Raw genomic sequence first — 16,404 nt, 5'->3', positions numbered from 1 at the left:
CTCGACTTGCATGTATTAGGCACGCCGCCAGCGTTCATCCTGAGCCAGGATCAAACTCTCCAATAAAGTGTTTGATATAGCTCTTAAAGTTTAAAAATTCATGGGATTGTAAAATCCCTGACTTACCTGGCTTTTGTTTGGTTTTCAAAGAACATTTGCTACTAGTTAGTGTAGCTTAGCTATTATACCCATTAGAAGAGCGGATGTCAAGTACATTGCCCTTAAAAAATGGTGGGCCTAAATGGACTCGAACCATCGACCTCACGCTTATCAGGCGTGCGCTCTAACCAGCTGAGCTATAGGCCCAAAAATTAAATGGAGCGGGTGATGAGAATCGAACTCACGACCAGAGCTTGGAAGGCTCTTGTTTTACCACTAAACTACACCCGCGAAAAAGATGGTCGGGAAGACAGGATTTGAACCTGCGACCCCCTGGTCCCAAACCAGGTGCTCTACCAAGCTGAGCCACTTCCCGTTATGGCGCGCCCTGAGAGATTCGAACTCCCGACCTTTTGATTCGTAGTCAAACACTCTATCCAGCTGAGCTAAGGGCGCATATTATTTTATTTCTTTATTTAAATGTTATATGAGAAGCTTTGGTGCGGTCGAGAGGACTCGAACCTCCACGGGGTTGCCCCCACTAGCCCCTCAAGCTAGCGCGTCTGCCATTCCGCCACGACCGCAAAGCAATTAAAGTTTTAAAAAATGGTGCGGGTGAAGGGACTCGAACCCCCACGTCATAAGACACTAGATCCTAAGTCTAGCGCGTCTGCCAATTCCGCCACACCCGCATGTGTGTTTGTGTTGCTATTATTAAGATGGTGAGCCATGAAGGACTCGAACCTTCGACCCTCTGATTAAAAGTCAGATGCTCTACCAACTGAGCTAATGGCTCATGAAAGATGGCTGGGCTAGCAGGATTCGAACCTACGAGTGACGGAGTCAAAGTCCGTTGCCTTACCACTTGGCTATAGCCCAATAATTTCATGTGTTGATGTATTTTGTTTGAGAAAAAATGGCGGACCCGACCGGGGTCGAACCGGCGATCTCCTGCGTGACAGGCAGGCATGTTAACCACTACACCACGAGTCCATATTTATGTTTGTAAGAAAATCGTTTGGTTTTTTTCTAACGAAAACAACTTGGTGACCCGTACGGGATTCGAACCCGTGTTACCGCCGTGAAAGGGCGGTGTCTTAACCGCTTGACCAACGGGCCACAACTGGCAGAGAAGAAGGGATTCGAACCCTCGCGCCGCGTTAGCGACCTACACCCTTAGCAGGGGCGCCCCTTGAGCCACTTGGGTACTTCTCTGTAATTGGCTCCACAGGTAGGACTCGAACCTACGACCGATCGGTTAACAGCCGATAGCTCTACCACTGAGCTACTGTGGAATGTGTTTTTTGAGACATTTAATATCATACTTTGTTCAGCCTCAAAAGTCAATATGTTTTTTGGAATTTATTTTGTCTATGTAAGGACAAGATGTCTTTCAGCGACTTTATTAATCTAACACAGATCAGACTTTCTAGTCAACACTTTTTTAGCTTTAAGTTAAAATCAATTTCCCTCTGCATTTTCCGCATACATATTTAGCCGTATTGACCCTGCGCTTACGCTTATATTGCTGCTTGCAGTTTGAACATATATAAAGATATTTATACGGCTGTGTTGTCCTGGCCCCAGGCAATGCTTCGCAATAGCGCAACCCGCCAACCTTCTTCAGAAGCTGCTTAAATTCCGGGTCCCGATGTTTATAGCCCCTGCCTTCTATGTGGAGATGGTAATGGCACAATTCATGTTTAATGATGCCTACGAGCGCTTCATAGCCGAACTCAGTCAGCTGCCTCGGATTGATCTCTATATCATGGGACCTCAGCAAATATCGCCCTCCAGTAGTTCTCAGCCGGGCATTAAAGCGGGCGGTATGCCGAAAGCGCTTTTGGAAAAAATCCTGTGAAAGATGTTCAACAAGATGTTGTAGATCCTTTTGTTCCATTTCTTTTCCTTTCTCCTTCTAAAACAAAAAGTTGGTCACATCAACAAGCCATGAGACATAGACTAAATCACGCTTGAATAAGTGGAGGTTTTGTCTATGCCTACATGGTTTAAGAAGCAACTTAGAAAAGCCTACTATCAAAAAGACCGTTATCAGATCCGTCTTCTAAATCAATGCTGGTTTTTTTATAATCAAAAGAACTGCACGACTGAAAGCAACACTCTGCCATAAATTCAGCGAGGATTACTGGGCATCTGGCGGCAGCATAGTTAACGCCACTCTCCCTTTCGCCAGATCGACACTGTCTACCCATACGGTGACAACCTGGCCGACACTCACGACATCCATCGGATGCTTCACAAAGCGTTTGGCCAGTTTAGAAATATGAACAAGGCCATCCTGTTTCACGCCAATATCTACAAAGGCCCCAAAATCAACGACGTTCCGGACGGTTCCTTCAAGTTCCATCCCTTTTTCCAGATCTTCAAGCTTTAGTACATCCGTTTTCAGCAGCGGCTTTGATAATTCTTCCCGGACATCCCGGTTGGGCCGCAATAAGCCGTCAATGATATCCTGAAGAGTCGGTTCCCCAATCGTTAATTTGGCTGCCATTGATTTTATATCAATGGTTTTCAGCTTGGATTTTAAATCGTCTGAGCCAATCTCCTGCAGTTCACTGCCTATTTCCTTTAAAAGCTGGAGTGTTTCTTTATAGCTCTCCGGGTGAATGGCTGTTTGGTCAAGCGGGTTTTTCCCGTCAGGAATCCTTAAGAAGCCGATACATTGCTCATAGGTTTTCGCACCGAGCCTCGGAATTTTTTTCAATTCTTCCCGCTTCACGAATTTCCCCTTTTCCTCTCTCACCTTAACAATGTTCTGTGCCACGGTCTTGGACAAGCCTGCTACATATTGAAGAAGGGACGAGGAAGCGGTATTCACATTAACACCCACCTGGTTCACGGCTGTTTCCACGACAAAGGTTAAAGATTCGTTCAGACGCTTTTGTGAGACATCATGCTGATACTGTCCCACACCGACAGACTTCGGATCAATTTTCACCAGTTCAGCGAGCGGATCCTGCAGTCTCCGAGCGATGGATATCGCACTGCGTTCCTCGACCTGCAGTTCGGGAAACTCTTCCCTTGCGATAGCAGAAGCTGAATAAACACTGGCGCCCGCCTCGTTTACGATGATATAAGAAACAGATTCCTCAATGCTTTTAATCGTATTGACAATGAACTGTTCCGTTTCTCTTGAGGCTGTTCCGTTTCCGATGGCAATGACATGTATGCCATACTTTGCGATCAGTTCTTTGACCACTGCTTCGGATTTTTGCACTTCCGACCTCGGCGGTGTAGGATAAATCGTCTGGATATGGAGCATCTTTCCGGTCTCGTCCACCACACCAAGTTTGCAGCCTGTCCGGTAAGCAGGATCCACACCGAGTACCATTCTTCCCTTTAATGGAGACTGAAGAAGAAGGTTCCTCAAGTTCTCAGAGAAAATGTGGATTGCCTGCTCTTCACCCTTATCCGTTAGTTCATTCCGGATATCGCGTTCAATAGAAGAAGCAATCAGCCTTCTATAGCTGTCTTCAATGGTCTCTTTTAGGAATGATACCACCGGTGAAGAGGAATTTTTAATTACAGTGCGATTGAGTCTTTCAATGATTTTCTCTGAAGGAGCCTCAATATCCACTTTTAGAACGTCTTCCTTTTCACCCCGGTTTACAGCAAGAATACGGTGAGGAACGATTTTCTGAACAGGCTCAGTGTACTCATAGTACATTTCATATACCTTTTTCTCGTCTTCTCCATTTTTCTTCAATGACGTTTGCAGCTTTCCTTCTTTAAACGTCAGGTCTCTGATCCACGTTCTGATGGAAGCATCATCTGACAGCTGTTCGGCAATGATGTCTTGAGCGCCCGCAACAGCATCTTCCACTGTATGTACTTCTTTTTCCTCAGAAAGAAATTCCGAAGCTTTTTGCAGGACATCTCCTTGTGCAGGCTGGCTCATCATCCAGTCCGCGAACGGTTCAAGCCCTTTTTCCTTGGCTGCAGTCGCCCTGGTTCTTCGCTTTTGCTTGTAGGGACGGTATAAATCTTCTATCACTTGTAATTTTTTAGCCTTTGAAATGGCAGCAGCTAGCTCATCCGTCAGTTTCCCCTGTTCCCCGATCAGCCTGAGAACTTCCTCTTTACGCTCTTTAAGGTTTTCGGAATAATGCCATCTATCCATGATTTCTTTGATTTGAACTTCATCCAGTCCGCCTGTCAGCTCTTTCCGGTACCTGGCGATAAAGGGGACCGTGTTGCCGTCTTTTAATAAATCGATAACGTTTACTACTTGTTTTTGTTTAACACCCAATTCTTTCGCAATGTCCAAATAGCCATTATCCGTTTTTTCGATTGTTCCTTCCAATAGAAGTACCCCTTTCATTACTGTAAAAATGACATCATATACTCTTCTAGTTTAACACTTTCCACACCTTTTAAGAAAACATGAGCCGGGCGCAATAAAAAAAGCATCCACGTTCGGATGCTCAATACCGCCACTCCTCCTCCTCCTTGATGCAGGAACCGTGAATGGAAGCATAATGTTTAGTAACAGACGGGCTTTCCAAAAAAATTTCTGTCCTTTTGGCAAGGCTGACGTAACGCACAATATAGTAAAAAGCGATAAAACCCAGGGTAATCCAAATCCAAAAACCAGGATTCAAAACGCATCACCCCTTTTCAATTAGTATATGGAGGTCATTCATAATTACCACAAAAAAAAGCCGAGGCTCAATCGGCCCGGCTTATATTAGGCATGCGACACTTTTCCTACGAGACAGGTAGCATCATCAATTAATTTTTGAGAAAGATTTCCAAAGTAAGCCGCAGACTCCTTTGGCGAAACCATATTTGTCAAGATGCTGCGGCTTTGCGTATGAATTTCCATTCCGTCAGAATAAATAATAAAAGCAGTCTGATTATCAAAGGGAAATTGCTGAATCCGAAATTTTTGGGGTTTTCCAGAGAGAAATCCCACAGTCGGAAGGGGATAAATTAACTTACGGTCTTTTCCGGCCATCATAAAGCGGATGTTTCCAACACCAGCATAAATCACTGCCTCCTGCCGGAAATCAATCTTAAAGATGGAAAGAACCGCTCCGCGAGTCCCTTTCAGCTCCTCATTACACACCTTCATGAGTTCCTCAACATCTAAATGATGATTCTGCTCAACTGCATTTACAGCTGCCTGAGAAGCAGTTCTTGCCATACTCCCGCTTCCTAGCCCATCTGCTACTGCACAAATAAAATAATCACGGGTTTCCGTGACGTAAAAACTATCTCCGCATAGATCATTACCATTCTTAGGCTTTTGAAAGGAAGAGACAGCTATTTTGTCATAGGAATAGTCCTGGATCATTTTAAAGCCTCCGATGGTTCAACGCGAATTGCTTCCCGAAGTTTTTCAAGTGCTCTCCTTTGAAGGCGAGAAACATGCATTTGAGAAATTTCAAGCCGTTCTCCTGTTTCTTTCTGGCTTAGATTCTCAAAATACGTACATTTCAAAATTTCCTGTTCTCTTTCAGAAAGAACAGCGAACGCCTTCTGCAGCAGCATTCTTTTATCGATCTGGTCAAAGCCGGCATCCTGAGATCCGACAAGATCCAGCAATGTTACTGTACTTCCTTCTTGATCTGCTTCAATTGAACTGTCGACAGAAAGAGCTTGATAACTTTTGCCCATCTCCATCGTCTCCAGTACTTCTTCCTCCGTGACCTCCAAGAAGTCGGCAATTTCCTGGATTTTCGGAGAACGCTGAAGCTGGTTCGTCAGTTCTTCTACGGCTTTTTTTATACGCGGTCCAAGTTCCTTAATCCGTCTCGGTACGTGGACACTCCAGGTCTTATCCCGAATAAAGCGTTTAATTTCACCAATGATGGTAGGAACCGCAAACGATTCGAATGAACGGCCGAATTCAGGATCATACCTGCGGAGTGCAGCCAGCAGTCCAATCATCCCTACCTGTACTAAATCATCATGAATGCTTTTGCCCTTTGAAAACTTTCGGGCGAGTGAATGGACAAGGTCTTGGTATTGATGTACAAGCTTGGTTTGAAGAATTTCATTTTGCGGATCGTTCTGAAGCTCATCGATCCACTTATATACTTCTTCCTTATTGCGTAGGTGCTGGTGAGGTCCTGTCGACATTTTCCTTCACCTCATCTCTGTGAAGATACTTCGTCATCATTACGATCACACCCGCTTCACCGCTAATTTCGACTTTATCCATCAATGATTCAATTAGGAAGAGGCCAAGACCTCCTTCATTCAATTGTTCCACGGATTTCCCTTCTACTGGTCCGAGTGATTCGTTTATATCATCATAATCAAAGCTCTTGCCATGGTCTACAACCATAATTTCGAGCCGGTCTTCATATACGCCACAGCCAATCCGGATTTGTCCTTTTTCCGTTTCTGTGTACGCATGATTAACTGCATTCGTACAGGCTTCTGAAACGGCAATTTTGATATCTTCAATTTCGTCAAAAACAAAACCCATCCGGTTGGCGATACCAGATATCGTCAGACGCACCACACCGACATAGTCGGGTTTGGCAGGTACTGTCATTTCGATAAAATCAGAGGCTTTATTCATCTGGCCTCCCCCTTTACCTCATTGTCTATATCCATTACCTCAGTCAGTCCGGTAATTTCAAACAATCGTTTAACTCTTTCGGTCATTCCGCGAAGCTTCAGCGAACTGTCATTCTTCTTGGTTGACTTCAAAGCTCCGACAAAAATCCCAAGGCCTGTACTGTCCATATAATCAATGTGCTGAAGATCAATCATGATTTGTACATTTTTCTCCTCTGTAAGAGGAACCAGCACTTCCTTAAGTTTTGGTGCAGTGTATGCGTCTACTTCTCCAGCTAATATTAAATAGTGAACTCCATTGGTTTCTTCATGTTTAATTTGCAGATTCATTTTTTTCCCCCCAGGATGTTATCATAAACCCATAAAATGATTTACCCTTTTTCAAAAACGGTTAAACCATTCTTTTTAGAATAATAAGTGTAAAGTCATCTCTTAGTTCAAATTCCTGAAGTCTCTCAAGCTCTGTAAACACACAATCGACAATTTCCTGAGCCGGTTTATGCATATTCTCACGGATCAGAGAAACAATCTCATCTCTTTCGATGAACCCTTTGCTAGTTCGGCACTCTGTCACGCCATCGGAAAGAAGAATAATCATATCACCCGGATCGAGCTGTTTTTCATATTCCATATATTTGGTCGTTCGGGAAACACCCAAAACGAGACCCTTGGCAAACATGTCTTCAAACTCGTCGCTTTCCGCTTTATAAAAAAAACCGGGCTCATGTCCTGCACCGGCAAAATAAAACTTATGGACATCTGTGTCATACAGCCCATAAAGCATAGTAATAAACATGTTCGGATGCACGTTCTGTTCAACGACTCTATTTAAATTTTCAAGCAGGAGATTAGGCTGCATACGCTGTTCAGGCAAGCTGTCCATGGCATATTTAATCATGGACATACATAGCGCAGCCGGTATTCCCTTGCCGATGATATCAGCTACTGCAACGCTGATTGATTTATCGTCTTTTACAAAATTAAAGTAATCTCCGTTCATCTTCTTGGCCGGAACACTGATCACTCCAATATCCAGAGAATCCACCTCTGGGACATCACTGATCAGAAGTGTCTGCTGCATGCTCGCAGCGACTTCAATTTCAGATTCAAGCTGGCGCTGCCGTGTCCTTAAGCTCTGATGCTCACGATAAGCAAACCCATACCCGATCATGACTTCCAGAAGAAAATCAAAAGAATCCTTCATTCCATCCGTCATGTCGGGAAAAAGCTCATTCAGCACGTTAACGTGATGGCTGATCACATCTTCGGGAGAGATCTGCTGCTCGATCAGCTTCCTGCTGAATTGCTGCCCTTTATATAGGGCGGTCTCGCTTTTCCCTTTAAGATAGGTAGTCAGCAAGTCTTTATATCGATCTATAATCATTTCTCTTTCGTTCATTGAATACCTCCTAACGAAGCCACTTCGTAGCAAGGATCTCTGTCCCGCTGTCTAACGTTGAATCAATGGAAAACTCGTCCATTAAACGCTTGACTCCAGGCAGCCCCGCCCCTAGTCCTCCAGAAGTCGTGTATCCATCTTGCATAACCTTTCGGATATCCCGAATCCCAGGACCGTTATCAACGGCGATGATCCGGAGTCCTTTCCTGCCCATTTGTTCAACCGGCTCCAGACAAATTTTTCCGCTGCCGGCATACAAGTAGATGTTACGTGCCAACTCAGAAATGGCGGTTGTAATCCGCGCCTGATCCACATTGCCGAACCCCAGTTCTTTTGCCATGTTTCTGCCTAACTGCCGGGCGCTGACGATATCCCATTCATTGCAAACTTCTACACAGGATTGGATGTCCATACTCATCCCTCCAGTTCCAGTCGCAATTTATCGAGCCCTTGTTCAAGATCAAGCGCCGTCGGAACCTCTCTCATTGAAATCCCTAAATCAATCAGTGTAATTGCAACTGCAGGCTGAATACCAGTCAAAACCACTTGTGCTCCCATCAGTTTTGACATACGGACGACATCTCCTAATACTTTGGCGATAAAGGAGTCGATCATATCTACGGATGTCAGGTCAATTACTACACCTTTGGCGCCGGTGTCATGAATCTTATTAAGCAGATCTTCTTGAAACTGCAGAGCTGTCTGATCGTCGAGCTCTACTTGAATCGTAATAAGAAGATACTCATGCAGTTTCAAAATAGGAATCCTCATTTTCCCCACTCCCTATTTATCCTTAACGATTTGTTGGTTTGTAATTTCCAGAGCTCTTTCCATCCCTTTTTGCAGTGTGCTTTTCGTAGGAAAAAGGCTTAAATCAATGCCAAGACTAACAATGGTCTGGGCGATTTCCGGCCTGATTCCGACCAGAATACAAGTGGAGCCCAGCAGCCTGACTGCATCAGCAGCCTGGATAATATGGTGAGCAACCATTGTATCGACAACGGGAACACCTGTAATATCAATAAGAACGACTTGAGAACGGTATTGAATCACTCCCTCGAGCAGGTTCTCCATAATCAACTTTGCGCGTTCTGTATCGATGGTTCCAATCAGCGGCATAACACTAATATGCTGAAATACCGGAATAAGCGGTGCTGATAATTCAAGCAACGCTGACTTTTGAATAGAAACGGTACGTTCCCATATCTGAGAAGAATTTTGAACTACTGAATTTAAAATAGGATCCATCCAGCGGTCTACTTCCCTGTATATATCTATTGCTGTATCCTTTTGAATATCTTCCTCAATAATAATCTCCAGAACAATCCTTCGAAACGTCTGAAGACCTTGTGTTAAATATTCAAGCGGCATGTTCGTCCGCAATACTTTATCGAAAAAACGTTCCAATGTTCCATCAGCTGAAATATCGCCCTGGCTGATATGATGAATCAGCAATGATAAAAATTCCTTGTTCAGCTGATTGTACATGTGGGGTGTCATAACGCTTGTCTCATTTTTGAAAGCATTAAGCTCCCTGGACCAAAGCTCATCTATTTCGTTGCGTTTACTTAAGATAATATTGATGATGGCCGCGTTCATTCTATACCCCCTTACGATCGGTACACTATATTTATTATTCCATTTCTCACTCATTCTTGCAATCTTTTGCTATATAGTTCGCCGGCAATTCCCAAAAGCTGTGCTTATTTACATTAGTAAAGATTTTCCAATTAAAAAAAACTGCCATTCCCAGGGAGAAACGGCAGTTTGTTTAAAAGTCTATAAGACCGAGACTGATTTGTAACGCTTCATCAACGCGACGCATCATCTCATCATCAAGATGCGTGATTTTGTCGGTCAGCCTTTGTTTATCAATCGTACGTATTTGCTCCAGCAAGATAACAGAATCCCGTTCGAATCCATATTTCTTCGCATTGATCTCAACATGCGTCGGCAGTTTTGCCTTTTGGATTTGAGCGGTTATGGCTGCGACAATAACAGTAGGACTAAATCGGTTACCGATATCATTTTGAATAATCAAAACCGGTCTGATTCCCCCTTGTTCCGATCCAACTACAGGGGAAAGGTCTGCAAAGTAAACGTCTCCGCGTTTTACGATCAAAGGGCTACACCCCGCTAACTAAGCGGTCTAAGGTAATTTCAGCTTCCTCCTCTAAAAGAAAGGCTTCTGATGCAATGTTCAAATTGATTTTTGCCATTTCCATATAACCCTGTCTCATAGATTCACGAATGTGACGTTTCTTCTTCTCGCGGATATACATCTTAGTCGCCTGATGTATAAATTCGCTGCGGTCCAAATTCTCATTCTTAATCATCCGGTCTACCTCATTGATAATCTGTTGAGGAAGACTAATTACGATCCTCTTTGTGTTAGCCAATTCGGACACACCTACACCTCCAGAGCAAAGCTTATCTACGATTTGCTACGATCATTCTTAACCAAATATAATCTTATCACTTAAGATAAGGGTTTGCAAAACGATTTCAAAGTAAATATTCTTCAAGATTTTTAATAGTCCTGCTAATATTCTGCTAAAAATTTAAAATTACATTCATTTTTTCTAAAATTCGACCTTACTTTTTGTAAACACGGGGGACACGAGATGTAATTAAACACGGAATTTCGTAGTTTATCGTACCGATTTGAGCGGCAAGATCATCAATAGAGATCTTTTCGTCCCCCTGGCAGCCGATTAACGTAACAAGATCACCGACCTTCATCTCATGGGGAAGGCGAATCATGCATTGGTCCATGCAGATCCTTCCTGCGAACGGAACTTTCCTGCCCCCAGCCAGTGCATGACCTTTTTCAGCATAGCGTCTCATCCAGCCGTCGGCATAGCCGATCGGAAGCGTGCCGATCCACTCTTCCTCCTTGGCGGTATAGGTGGCGCCATAGCTTACCGTATCTCCCCGTTGAACTTTTTTTACATGAACAAGCCGGGTATGCAGAGAAAAGGCTTCTTTTAACGGAATAGGAAGTACGCTTTTCACTTCCTCTGAAGGAGCGAGTCCATACATCGAGATTCCGATTCTTGCAATATTAAAGACTCTGTCAGGGAACCTTAGAGAGGCCGCACTGTTTCCGCAATGGATAAAGAGCGGTGCTGCACCCGTTTCACGGATCCATTCCAAGCTTCGCGCAAACCTTTCAAATTGTTTGTCCACCAGATCAGATTCCAGTTCATCCGCCGTGGCAAAGTGGGTAAACACGCCCTCCAGGCAAAATTGGGGAACTTCCTCTATTTTCAAGGCCAGATTCTTCGTTTCCTCTGCTTCTCTCGTTCCAATCCGTCCCATACCTGTGTCAATTTTAAGGTGGAGGTTGACCCTCTTCTCTCCTTGAAGATAAACTGAAGCCTCATCGACCCAGTTTGCTTGAAAAACGGTAAGTGAAATATCGTTTTCCGCTGCAAGTGCCGCATCTTCCGGCCTGGTCCGGCCCAGTACAAGAATGGGTGCCTGTATGCCTTGTTTTCGAAGAGACAGTGCTTCATCCAATAATGCAACTGCAAGATAGGTTGCCCCTGCTTCAAGTGCCGTTTTTGCGACAGGCAGCGCTCCGTGTCCGTATCCATCCGCTTTCACTACGGCCATAATTTCCGTTCGGTCTGGAAGCAGGCCGCGGAATGAGCGAATATTCTCTTTGATGCTGGACAAATCAACCTCTGCCCAAGTGTCTCTGTAAAACTCCCGAGTATCCAAACTTATCCGTCCCATCTATCTATATCTTCTTCTTATAGAAATTCGTCTATTCGTTATTCTACAACATTCATCCTATTTCCGTAAGGGCAAATACAGAATAAAAAAGGCTGATTCACAAAATGCGAAATCAGCCAAATCCTTTTAACTTTATTATTTTGAGCCTTGAGCGGAAACCGAACGCGCAATGGCCATCAGTTCTTCCTGATCAAGCGAATTGGATGCAAGGAAAAAATCCACTCCCTTATACGTCCATGATATCGACTTATCATTCATCGCTCCAACGGTGTAGCCCAGATCAACGGGTTCTCCGCCAGGCATGGTCAGCCTTTCTGGTTTTCCGGCAGTTGTCTGAACGGCTTCATTTTTTCTTTCAATCAATGTAAATGTTTTTTTATTATTTTCATCCGAGAAACTGAGAACAACTTGTTTGCCGTCATGCACGCTAACTTCCTTTTCATTGGTCAATTCGATATTCCCAGGGCCGCTGTACTTCGGATACAATACTTCCATCGCCTTTTGGTCACTTTTCTGGCTCATCGCCGGCAGTTCCAGCTGTGCTCCTGTCATGTTAGTCTCCATGTCAAAAGCGCCCTTATCAAATTTAGCATCGAACTTCACATTGGAGAATTGCAGCTTCACCAGTTCCTTTGCATCCTTATCCATAACTCTTACTGTTTTCGGAGCCAGATCTTTATTCAGCGTTATCTCCTGCTGATACAGGTTTTTATTTTGATAGTTGGTTTTCGTATGGAAAACATACGAATTCTCCTTCGCTTTAAATCCTCGGTCCGTATCATTCAGTATGTCTGCTGCCAGAGACTCGAACAAATAGACCTGACTATTATTTTCCGGCCAGTCGCTTTGGAATCTGAAGCTTTTATTCAGAGCAGGCGTTAAAACAAAAACACCTTCTTTATTCCTTAGGATCATCTGGCTTTGATCCTTCTTGGCGTTTTTTAGATTCACACGATAAAAGTTTGGTTTCTTATGCCACACTTCCAGCTGATACTGAATTGGTTTCTCGCCCGTATTCAGTGTCATGACGGCATCTGCTTTGTATCCCGTCATTTCCTCCATCTTCTTATCCAGCGACGTTACTACATCTTCCTGGCTTTTCGCTCCGCAGCCCGCCAATCCGAATATGAATAGAAACGCCATCAAGGTTATTGACAGTGTCTTCTTCATGTTCTTATCCCCTTTGCCCTTTATTTTACAAAGGAAGGGCACCCTGTATTTACGCTCTCAACCACGCAAACAGGATGTCCTTCCTGACCGCATTACAATATATGTGGGCAAATGGGACAATATGCAGACTAGCATGACGAGCTCTGAAAATCGAAGCTTATTCCGGAGCAGTTTCCAGCACGACTTGTGCCACAGCAAATTCTTTGGAATGTGAAATGGAAAGATGGGCGATCTTATCCGTTCCGCCGAATATGACAGGCTTCCCGTTATCATTTTTCGCAATCTCGATATCCTGCCACGACAGATGCTTCCCGATTCCCGTTCCCACTGCCTTTGCATAGGCTTCCTTGGCAGCAAAGCGCCCCGCCAGAAATTCAGCCTGCCTTCTTCCCTTTAAAACGCCATACGCCTCAAGCTCTTTTTTAGTGAGGATCCGATTGGGAAAACGAACTTGCTTCTGGCAGACCTCTTCTATCCTTGCAATCTCCACAATGTCAATTCCCGTGCCAATAATCATCATTGCTTCCTTTCTACGGCTTTCGTATTTCTTATTTGTATTGCCGTTGTGCTAAGATAAATATACTACATACAGGTGGTGATGCTGGTTGTTTGTAAGGGAGGAAAATTTCAAGACTTTTATCAGGCTTTACCCTGTCATTTCAATCCTGACAGCTCTTCATTTGATCGTTTTTCTCCTGCTTAATATTGGACCGCAGGCGGACTTTCTTTATTATTATTTTGCCGGCTCTAACTATTACATCTCCCAGGGAGAATATTGGAGGCTCGCCACACCGATCATTACACACGTCAGCCTTACGCACGTGCTCTTCAATTCATTTTCACTCGTTATTTTCGGGCCTGCCCTTGAGAGAATTCTTGGCAAAGGCAAATTTCTGATCGGATATTTTGGTGCCGGCATTATTGCAGATATCGCAACCTATTTTATTCTCCCCATTAACTTTGCCCATATCGGAGCATCAGGTGCTATTTTCGGGCTGTTCGGCATCTATCTTTATTTGATGTATGCACGCAAAGAATATTTAGTAGGGGCAGGCAACAAACAGATATTGCTTGTCGTTCTGGTCTTCAGTTTAATCACCACGTTTACCAGCGAAGGAATTAATATTTACGGCCATTTATTCGGCCTCATTGCCGGCGCTGCCCTGGCACCCGTCTTAATGGCGTTTGTGCCAAGGCAAAAATTCCGGTAAAACAGCGAAAAGGGGCTGTCCAAGTAGTCTGTAAGCTGTTGATTTCCGTTCCAGGCTGCTCGCTTTTACCGGCGCGAGCTCCTACTTTCGCGGGGCGTGCGGTGAGCCTTACCGGCGTGAACGCCTACTTTTTGGTGCAAGCACCGGCGGGAGTCTCACCTGTCACGCTAGTCCCGCAGGACAAGGAAGGCTCCGGCAGCTTTTTATCGCACGAAGAAAATGTGAAGTTCATTTTCGAGGAGTCTCGCATCTTCCACTTCAATTAACTTTTCATTGAAGATTTTTCAAGCCAAAAAGGGGCTGCCTGAAGGTCAATTTTCGACTTTCTGGACAGCCCCTTTTTATAGGTGCTTTTTCATGGCCTCCTGCAGCGTCGATAAAAAGGAGAATTCCTCATCTGCATTCAGCGCGTTCATTTGTTTCGCATGTTCAGGCTTTACTCCGACGATGACTGCTTCAATCCCGCCTATATAGGATAAGGCAGTGAACAATCTTTCCATCTGCTGCAGCCCTTCACGTGTAATAGAGCCTGCACCGGTAAAATCGAACAGCATCGTATCCAGGTCATGCTTATACGCGCTTTTCAGCGTATTTGTCTGACAGTAGGAATGATTGCTGCAAGCTCCTGAAGTATAACAAAACACTGCAGCTTCATTTAGTAATTTCCATTAGTTGGATATTAAGGGGAAACTATGTGAGTACTGCGGCATAAAAAAAGAGAGGAGATCCTCTCTTTACGTATAAATACACTTTTTTAATTGGTCAGCGACATGATCGCGGTCATCATCATTAAAATAAACACCGTCACTACAAGTATCCTGATTTTCGTATTAATATCCATAAAAACCCACCTATCAGCACCCTTATTTATACTTCTACTATATTTCTTTCGATTCAACTGCCGAATTTATGATGATTTCAGAAGAAAACACCCTCCAAAGAAGGTGTTATTTAATAAACGTATAGTTCTTCTCCAGCCTTTTCATCCGCTGTTCTTTTCTCTTTTTCTTTTTCATGCGGACGATCACCATGCAGGAGACAAGCAGTAGAAACAGGCTGTAGAAGAAGACTGCCGTCTTTGTGGTTAACTGCAGCGGCGTTATTTCTTTTACCTTTTCTGCCGTGCTTGAAGCCATTTTGCTGGCTGCTTTTTTGGGGCTTGGATGAAACAGCTGAACTGCGGCCAGCTCATTTCCTTTGCTGTCCTGCACCGTTAATTCCCCGTTTGAAGAAACATTCTTTGTATAATTCTCCCCCATAGGGAGTGTAAATTCAAGGTCCCTTTTCAAGGCATGTTCTTTTCCGGCAGAATCCTCAATCATGGTTCCTTTGGAAAGTTTCTGCCTCTGAAAATGGTTAAACCCGTATTCGAAAAGTGAAATGGTATCTCTGTAAGACGCCTTAGCCGTCGGAGCTTTTAAGAGCACCGCAATAAAATCCATTCCATTTCTGGACACCGAGGTGACAAGCGTATGTTTCGCCTGACTGACATAGCCGTTTTTGACCCCTGTCGTGCCCGGGTAGTCCCAAAGCAGACGATGATGATTCACAAGGGTTGTATCCCAGCCCTTTACGTGCCAAGGGAGATCTTTTATACTCACAATTCTTTGGAACTCCTTATTTTTCATGGCGACTTGAGTGATCTTGGCCATATCTTCTGCTGTTGTATAATGATCAGGATTAAATAATCCGTTCGGCGTCACAAAATGGGTATGCGTGGCTCCTGCCTTTTTCGCAAATTCATTCATTTTATCGGCAAATGAAGGCACATCTCCTGCAAGATATTCCGCAATTGCTACAGCTGCGTCATTTCCGGAGTTCACGATCATTCCCTCAACAAGCTTCTTTAAAGGAAGCTGTTCTCCCTCAGATAAATAGACCCTTGTTCCATCTGTCAGGGTCGCATTTTTACTAATGGTTACCATTTCATCCATTTTACCGGACTCGATGGCAAGGATTGCCGTTACAATTTTAGTGATACTTGCAGGATACATCTTCTTGCTGCCCTTTTTATTATAAAGAACGTTCCCGGTTTTCTGATCAATCAGGATGGCACTCTGGCTTTTTACTTTCGGTGCTTCGCTTGTGCTGGCGTGCGCCGGTACCGTTGGTGCCAGAATTCCAGATAATAAACATAAGGACATGATGGTTTGAAAAATTTTCTTCATTCGCCGCTGACAACTCCCGTCTACATACTCCCTATAACATTTCGAACGAAATATCCTACTATTA

The 16,404-nt window shown here is 44.1% G+C and carries 20 protein-coding genes, 12 tRNA genes and 1 rRNA gene; 3 read left to right on the top strand and 30 right to left on the bottom strand.

Annotated features, from left to right (window positions below):
* From AR335_RS21915 to AR335_RS21850, 14 genes are all read right to left on the bottom strand, one after another.
* Window positions 1-66, bottom strand: a 16S ribosomal RNA gene (locus AR335_RS21915); the annotation flags it as partial.
* 163 nt (window positions 67-229) lie between these two features.
* Window positions 230-306: transfer RNA gene (locus AR335_RS21910), tRNA-Ile, on the bottom strand.
* Between the two features lie 10 nt (window positions 307-316).
* Window positions 317-390: transfer RNA gene (locus AR335_RS21905), tRNA-Gly, on the bottom strand.
* Between the two features lie 8 nt (window positions 391-398).
* Window positions 399-475: transfer RNA gene (locus AR335_RS21900), tRNA-Pro, on the bottom strand.
* 3 nt (window positions 476-478) lie between these two features.
* A tRNA-Arg gene (locus tag AR335_RS21895) sits at window positions 479-555 on the bottom strand.
* 42 nt (window positions 556-597) lie between these two features.
* A tRNA-Leu gene (locus AR335_RS21890) sits at window positions 598-683 on the bottom strand.
* Window positions 684-706: 23 nt separating this feature from the next.
* A tRNA-Leu gene (locus AR335_RS21885) sits at window positions 707-791 on the bottom strand.
* Between the two features lie 28 nt (window positions 792-819).
* A tRNA-Lys gene (locus AR335_RS21880) sits at window positions 820-895 on the bottom strand.
* Between the two features lie 8 nt (window positions 896-903).
* A tRNA-Gln gene (locus AR335_RS21875) sits at window positions 904-978 on the bottom strand.
* 38 nt (window positions 979-1,016) lie between these two features.
* A tRNA-Asp gene (locus AR335_RS21870) sits at window positions 1,017-1,092 on the bottom strand.
* A 51-nt stretch (window positions 1,093-1,143) separates the two neighbouring features.
* Window positions 1,144-1,218 (bottom strand) — tRNA-Glu (locus AR335_RS21865).
* Between the two features lie 5 nt (window positions 1,219-1,223).
* A tRNA-Ser gene (locus AR335_RS21860) sits at window positions 1,224-1,314 on the bottom strand.
* Window positions 1,315-1,319: 5 nt separating this feature from the next.
* Window positions 1,320-1,394 (bottom strand) — tRNA-Asn (locus tag AR335_RS21855).
* Window positions 1,395-1,549: 155 nt separating this feature from the next.
* A complete protein-coding gene (locus AR335_RS21850; RefSeq protein WP_053356083.1) occupies window positions 1,550-1,999 on the bottom strand; it encodes a SprT family protein in 450 nt (149 codons plus the stop codon).
* Between the two features lie 96 nt (window positions 2,000-2,095).
* On the opposite strand from AR335_RS21850, the gene cmpA reads away from it, so the two are divergent.
* Window positions 2,096-2,230 carry a cortex morphogenetic protein CmpA gene (cmpA, locus tag AR335_RS24590; RefSeq protein WP_091010572.1) on the top strand — a complete coding sequence of 45 codons (135 nt, stop codon included), beginning with the start codon at window positions 2,096-2,098 and terminating at the stop codon, window positions 2,228-2,230.
* A 12-nt stretch (window positions 2,231-2,242) separates the two neighbouring features.
* Here cmpA and AR335_RS21845 read toward each other — a convergent pair whose 3' ends face one another.
* The 14 genes from AR335_RS21845 to acpS all read right to left on the bottom strand — a co-directional run bounded on the left by AR335_RS21845 (window position 2,243) and on the right by acpS (window position 13,478).
* Window positions 2,243-4,441: a Tex family protein gene (locus AR335_RS21845; protein WP_062240166.1), complete on the bottom strand. Its 2,199-nt coding sequence runs from the start codon at window positions 4,439-4,441 to the stop codon at window positions 2,243-2,245.
* 366 nt (window positions 4,442-4,807) lie between these two features.
* Entirely contained in the window at window positions 4,808-5,416 is a 609-nt protein-coding gene (locus tag AR335_RS21840; RefSeq protein ID WP_062240163.1) for a protein phosphatase 2C domain-containing protein, read from the bottom strand.
* On the bottom strand, window positions 5,413-6,204 hold the full coding sequence (gene sigB / locus AR335_RS21835; protein WP_053356086.1) for an RNA polymerase sigma factor SigB: 792 nt from the start codon (window positions 6,202-6,204) through the stop codon (window positions 5,413-5,415). The genes AR335_RS21840 and sigB overlap by 4 nt, the downstream gene beginning before the upstream one ends.
* Window positions 6,170-6,652, bottom strand: coding sequence for an anti-sigma B factor RsbW (gene rsbW, locus AR335_RS21830; protein WP_062240160.1), 483 nt, complete (start codon window positions 6,650-6,652; stop codon window positions 6,170-6,172). Before rsbW ends, sigB begins: the two co-directional genes overlap by 35 nt.
* Window positions 6,649-6,981: an STAS domain-containing protein gene (locus AR335_RS21825; RefSeq protein ID WP_053356088.1), complete on the bottom strand. Its 333-nt coding sequence runs from the start codon at window positions 6,979-6,981 to the stop codon at window positions 6,649-6,651. The genes rsbW and AR335_RS21825 overlap by 4 nt, the downstream gene beginning before the upstream one ends.
* A gap of 61 nt (window positions 6,982-7,042) precedes the next feature.
* The gene (locus tag AR335_RS21820; RefSeq protein ID WP_062240157.1) at window positions 7,043-8,050 is read right to left on the bottom strand and encodes a PP2C family protein-serine/threonine phosphatase; all 1,008 of its coding nucleotides are present in this window, start codon (window positions 8,048-8,050) and stop codon (window positions 7,043-7,045) included.
* Window positions 8,051-8,060: 10 nt separating this feature from the next.
* The gene (locus AR335_RS21815; RefSeq protein ID WP_053356090.1) at window positions 8,061-8,462 is read right to left on the bottom strand and encodes an anti-sigma regulatory factor; all 402 of its coding nucleotides are present in this window, start codon (window positions 8,460-8,462) and stop codon (window positions 8,061-8,063) included.
* A gap of 2 nt (window positions 8,463-8,464) precedes the next feature.
* The gene (locus AR335_RS21810) at window positions 8,465-8,821 is read right to left on the bottom strand and encodes an STAS domain-containing protein (RefSeq protein WP_007200230.1); all 357 of its coding nucleotides are present in this window, start codon (window positions 8,819-8,821) and stop codon (window positions 8,465-8,467) included.
* A 12-nt stretch (window positions 8,822-8,833) separates the two neighbouring features.
* On the bottom strand, window positions 8,834-9,649 hold the full coding sequence (locus tag AR335_RS21805) for an STAS domain-containing protein (RefSeq protein ID WP_062240154.1): 816 nt from the start codon (window positions 9,647-9,649) through the stop codon (window positions 8,834-8,836).
* A gap of 172 nt (window positions 9,650-9,821) precedes the next feature.
* Complete coding sequence (gene ndoA / locus AR335_RS21800; RefSeq protein ID WP_007200228.1) at window positions 9,822-10,172, bottom strand: type II toxin-antitoxin system endoribonuclease NdoA; 351 nt, start codon at window positions 10,170-10,172, stop codon at window positions 9,822-9,824.
* Window positions 10,173-10,176: 4 nt separating this feature from the next.
* On the bottom strand, window positions 10,177-10,458 hold the full coding sequence (locus AR335_RS21795; protein ID WP_053356092.1) for a CopG family ribbon-helix-helix protein: 282 nt from the start codon (window positions 10,456-10,458) through the stop codon (window positions 10,177-10,179).
* 187 nt (window positions 10,459-10,645) lie between these two features.
* Window positions 10,646-11,791, bottom strand: a complete 1,146-nt coding sequence (alr, locus tag AR335_RS21790) for an alanine racemase (RefSeq protein WP_062240152.1) — start codon at window positions 11,789-11,791, stop codon at window positions 10,646-10,648.
* A 135-nt stretch (window positions 11,792-11,926) separates the two neighbouring features.
* Window positions 11,927-12,961 (bottom strand): LolA family protein, encoded by a 1,035-nt coding sequence (locus AR335_RS21785; RefSeq protein ID WP_062240149.1) that lies wholly within the window; start codon window positions 12,959-12,961, stop codon window positions 11,927-11,929.
* A gap of 157 nt (window positions 12,962-13,118) precedes the next feature.
* Window positions 13,119-13,478, bottom strand: a complete 360-nt coding sequence (gene acpS / locus AR335_RS21780; RefSeq protein WP_053356095.1) for a holo-ACP synthase — start codon at window positions 13,476-13,478, stop codon at window positions 13,119-13,121.
* 88 nt (window positions 13,479-13,566) lie between these two features.
* Here acpS and AR335_RS21775 point away from each other — a divergent pair, with 88 nt between their 5' ends.
* Together AR335_RS21775 and AR335_RS24585 are read left to right on the top strand one after the other, a co-directional pair.
* Window positions 13,567-14,172: a rhomboid family intramembrane serine protease gene (locus AR335_RS21775; RefSeq protein WP_062240146.1), complete on the top strand. Its 606-nt coding sequence runs from the start codon at window positions 13,567-13,569 to the stop codon at window positions 14,170-14,172.
* A 38-nt stretch (window positions 14,173-14,210) separates the two neighbouring features.
* Entirely contained in the window at window positions 14,211-14,438 is a 228-nt protein-coding gene (locus AR335_RS24585; RefSeq protein ID WP_156419046.1) for a hypothetical protein, read from the top strand.
* Window positions 14,439-14,513: 75 nt separating this feature from the next.
* Here AR335_RS24585 and AR335_RS21770 read toward each other — a convergent pair whose 3' ends face one another.
* The gene (locus AR335_RS21770; protein ID WP_062240144.1) at window positions 14,514-14,816 is read right to left on the bottom strand and encodes an STAS domain-containing protein; all 303 of its coding nucleotides are present in this window, start codon (window positions 14,814-14,816) and stop codon (window positions 14,514-14,516) included.
* Window positions 14,817-15,119: 303 nt separating this feature from the next.
* The gene (locus AR335_RS21765) at window positions 15,120-16,340 is read right to left on the bottom strand and encodes a D-alanyl-D-alanine carboxypeptidase family protein (protein WP_062240140.1); all 1,221 of its coding nucleotides are present in this window, start codon (window positions 16,338-16,340) and stop codon (window positions 15,120-15,122) included.
* Between the last annotated feature and the right edge of the window lie 64 nt (window positions 16,341-16,404).

The sequence above is a fragment of the Fictibacillus sp. FJAT-27399 genome (assembly GCF_001510655.1).
Lineage (GTDB): Bacteria > Bacillota > Bacilli > Bacillales > Fictibacillaceae > Fictibacillus_C > Fictibacillus_C marinisediminis.
Note: the sequence above shows the minus strand (reverse complement) of the source record. Positions and strands in the feature narration are given on the sequence as shown.

Bases quoted from the DNA above. Each gene is read 5' to 3' on its own strand.
- AR335_RS21850 (WP_053356083.1), bottom strand. From the start codon at position 1,999: ATGGAACAAAAGGATCTACAACATCTTGTTGAACATCTTTCACAGGAT.
- cmpA (WP_091010572.1), top strand. From the start codon at position 2,096: ATGCCTACATGGTTTAAGAAGCAACTTAGAAAAGCCTACTATCAAAAA.
- AR335_RS21845 (WP_062240166.1), bottom strand. From the start codon at position 4,441: ATGAAAGGGGTACTTCTATTGGAAGGAACAATCGAAAAAACGGATAAT.
- AR335_RS21840 (WP_062240163.1), bottom strand. From the start codon at position 5,416: ATGATCCAGGACTATTCCTATGACAAAATAGCTGTCTCTTCCTTTCAA.
- sigB (WP_053356086.1), bottom strand. From the start codon at position 6,204: ATGTCGACAGGACCTCACCAGCACCTACGCAATAAGGAAGAAGTATAT.
- rsbW (WP_062240160.1), bottom strand. From the start codon at position 6,652: ATGAATAAAGCCTCTGATTTTATCGAAATGACAGTACCTGCCAAACCC.
- AR335_RS21825 (WP_053356088.1), bottom strand. From the start codon at position 6,981: ATGAATCTGCAAATTAAACATGAAGAAACCAATGGAGTTCACTATTTA.
- AR335_RS21820 (WP_062240157.1), bottom strand. From the start codon at position 8,050: ATGAACGAAAGAGAAATGATTATAGATCGATATAAAGACTTGCTGACT.
- AR335_RS21815 (WP_053356090.1), bottom strand. From the start codon at position 8,462: ATGGACATCCAATCCTGTGTAGAAGTTTGCAATGAATGGGATATCGTC.
- AR335_RS21810 (WP_007200230.1), bottom strand. From the start codon at position 8,821: ATGAGGATTCCTATTTTGAAACTGCATGAGTATCTTCTTATTACGATT.
- AR335_RS21805 (WP_062240154.1), bottom strand. From the start codon at position 9,649: ATGAACGCGGCCATCATCAATATTATCTTAAGTAAACGCAACGAAATA.
- alr (WP_062240152.1), bottom strand. From the start codon at position 11,791: ATGGGACGGATAAGTTTGGATACTCGGGAGTTTTACAGAGACACTTGG.
- AR335_RS21785 (WP_062240149.1), bottom strand. From the start codon at position 12,961: ATGAAGAAGACACTGTCAATAACCTTGATGGCGTTTCTATTCATATTC.
- acpS (WP_053356095.1), bottom strand. From the start codon at position 13,478: ATGATTATTGGCACGGGAATTGACATTGTGGAGATTGCAAGGATAGAA.
- AR335_RS21765 (WP_062240140.1), bottom strand. From the start codon at position 16,340: ATGAAGAAAATTTTTCAAACCATCATGTCCTTATGTTTATTATCTGGA.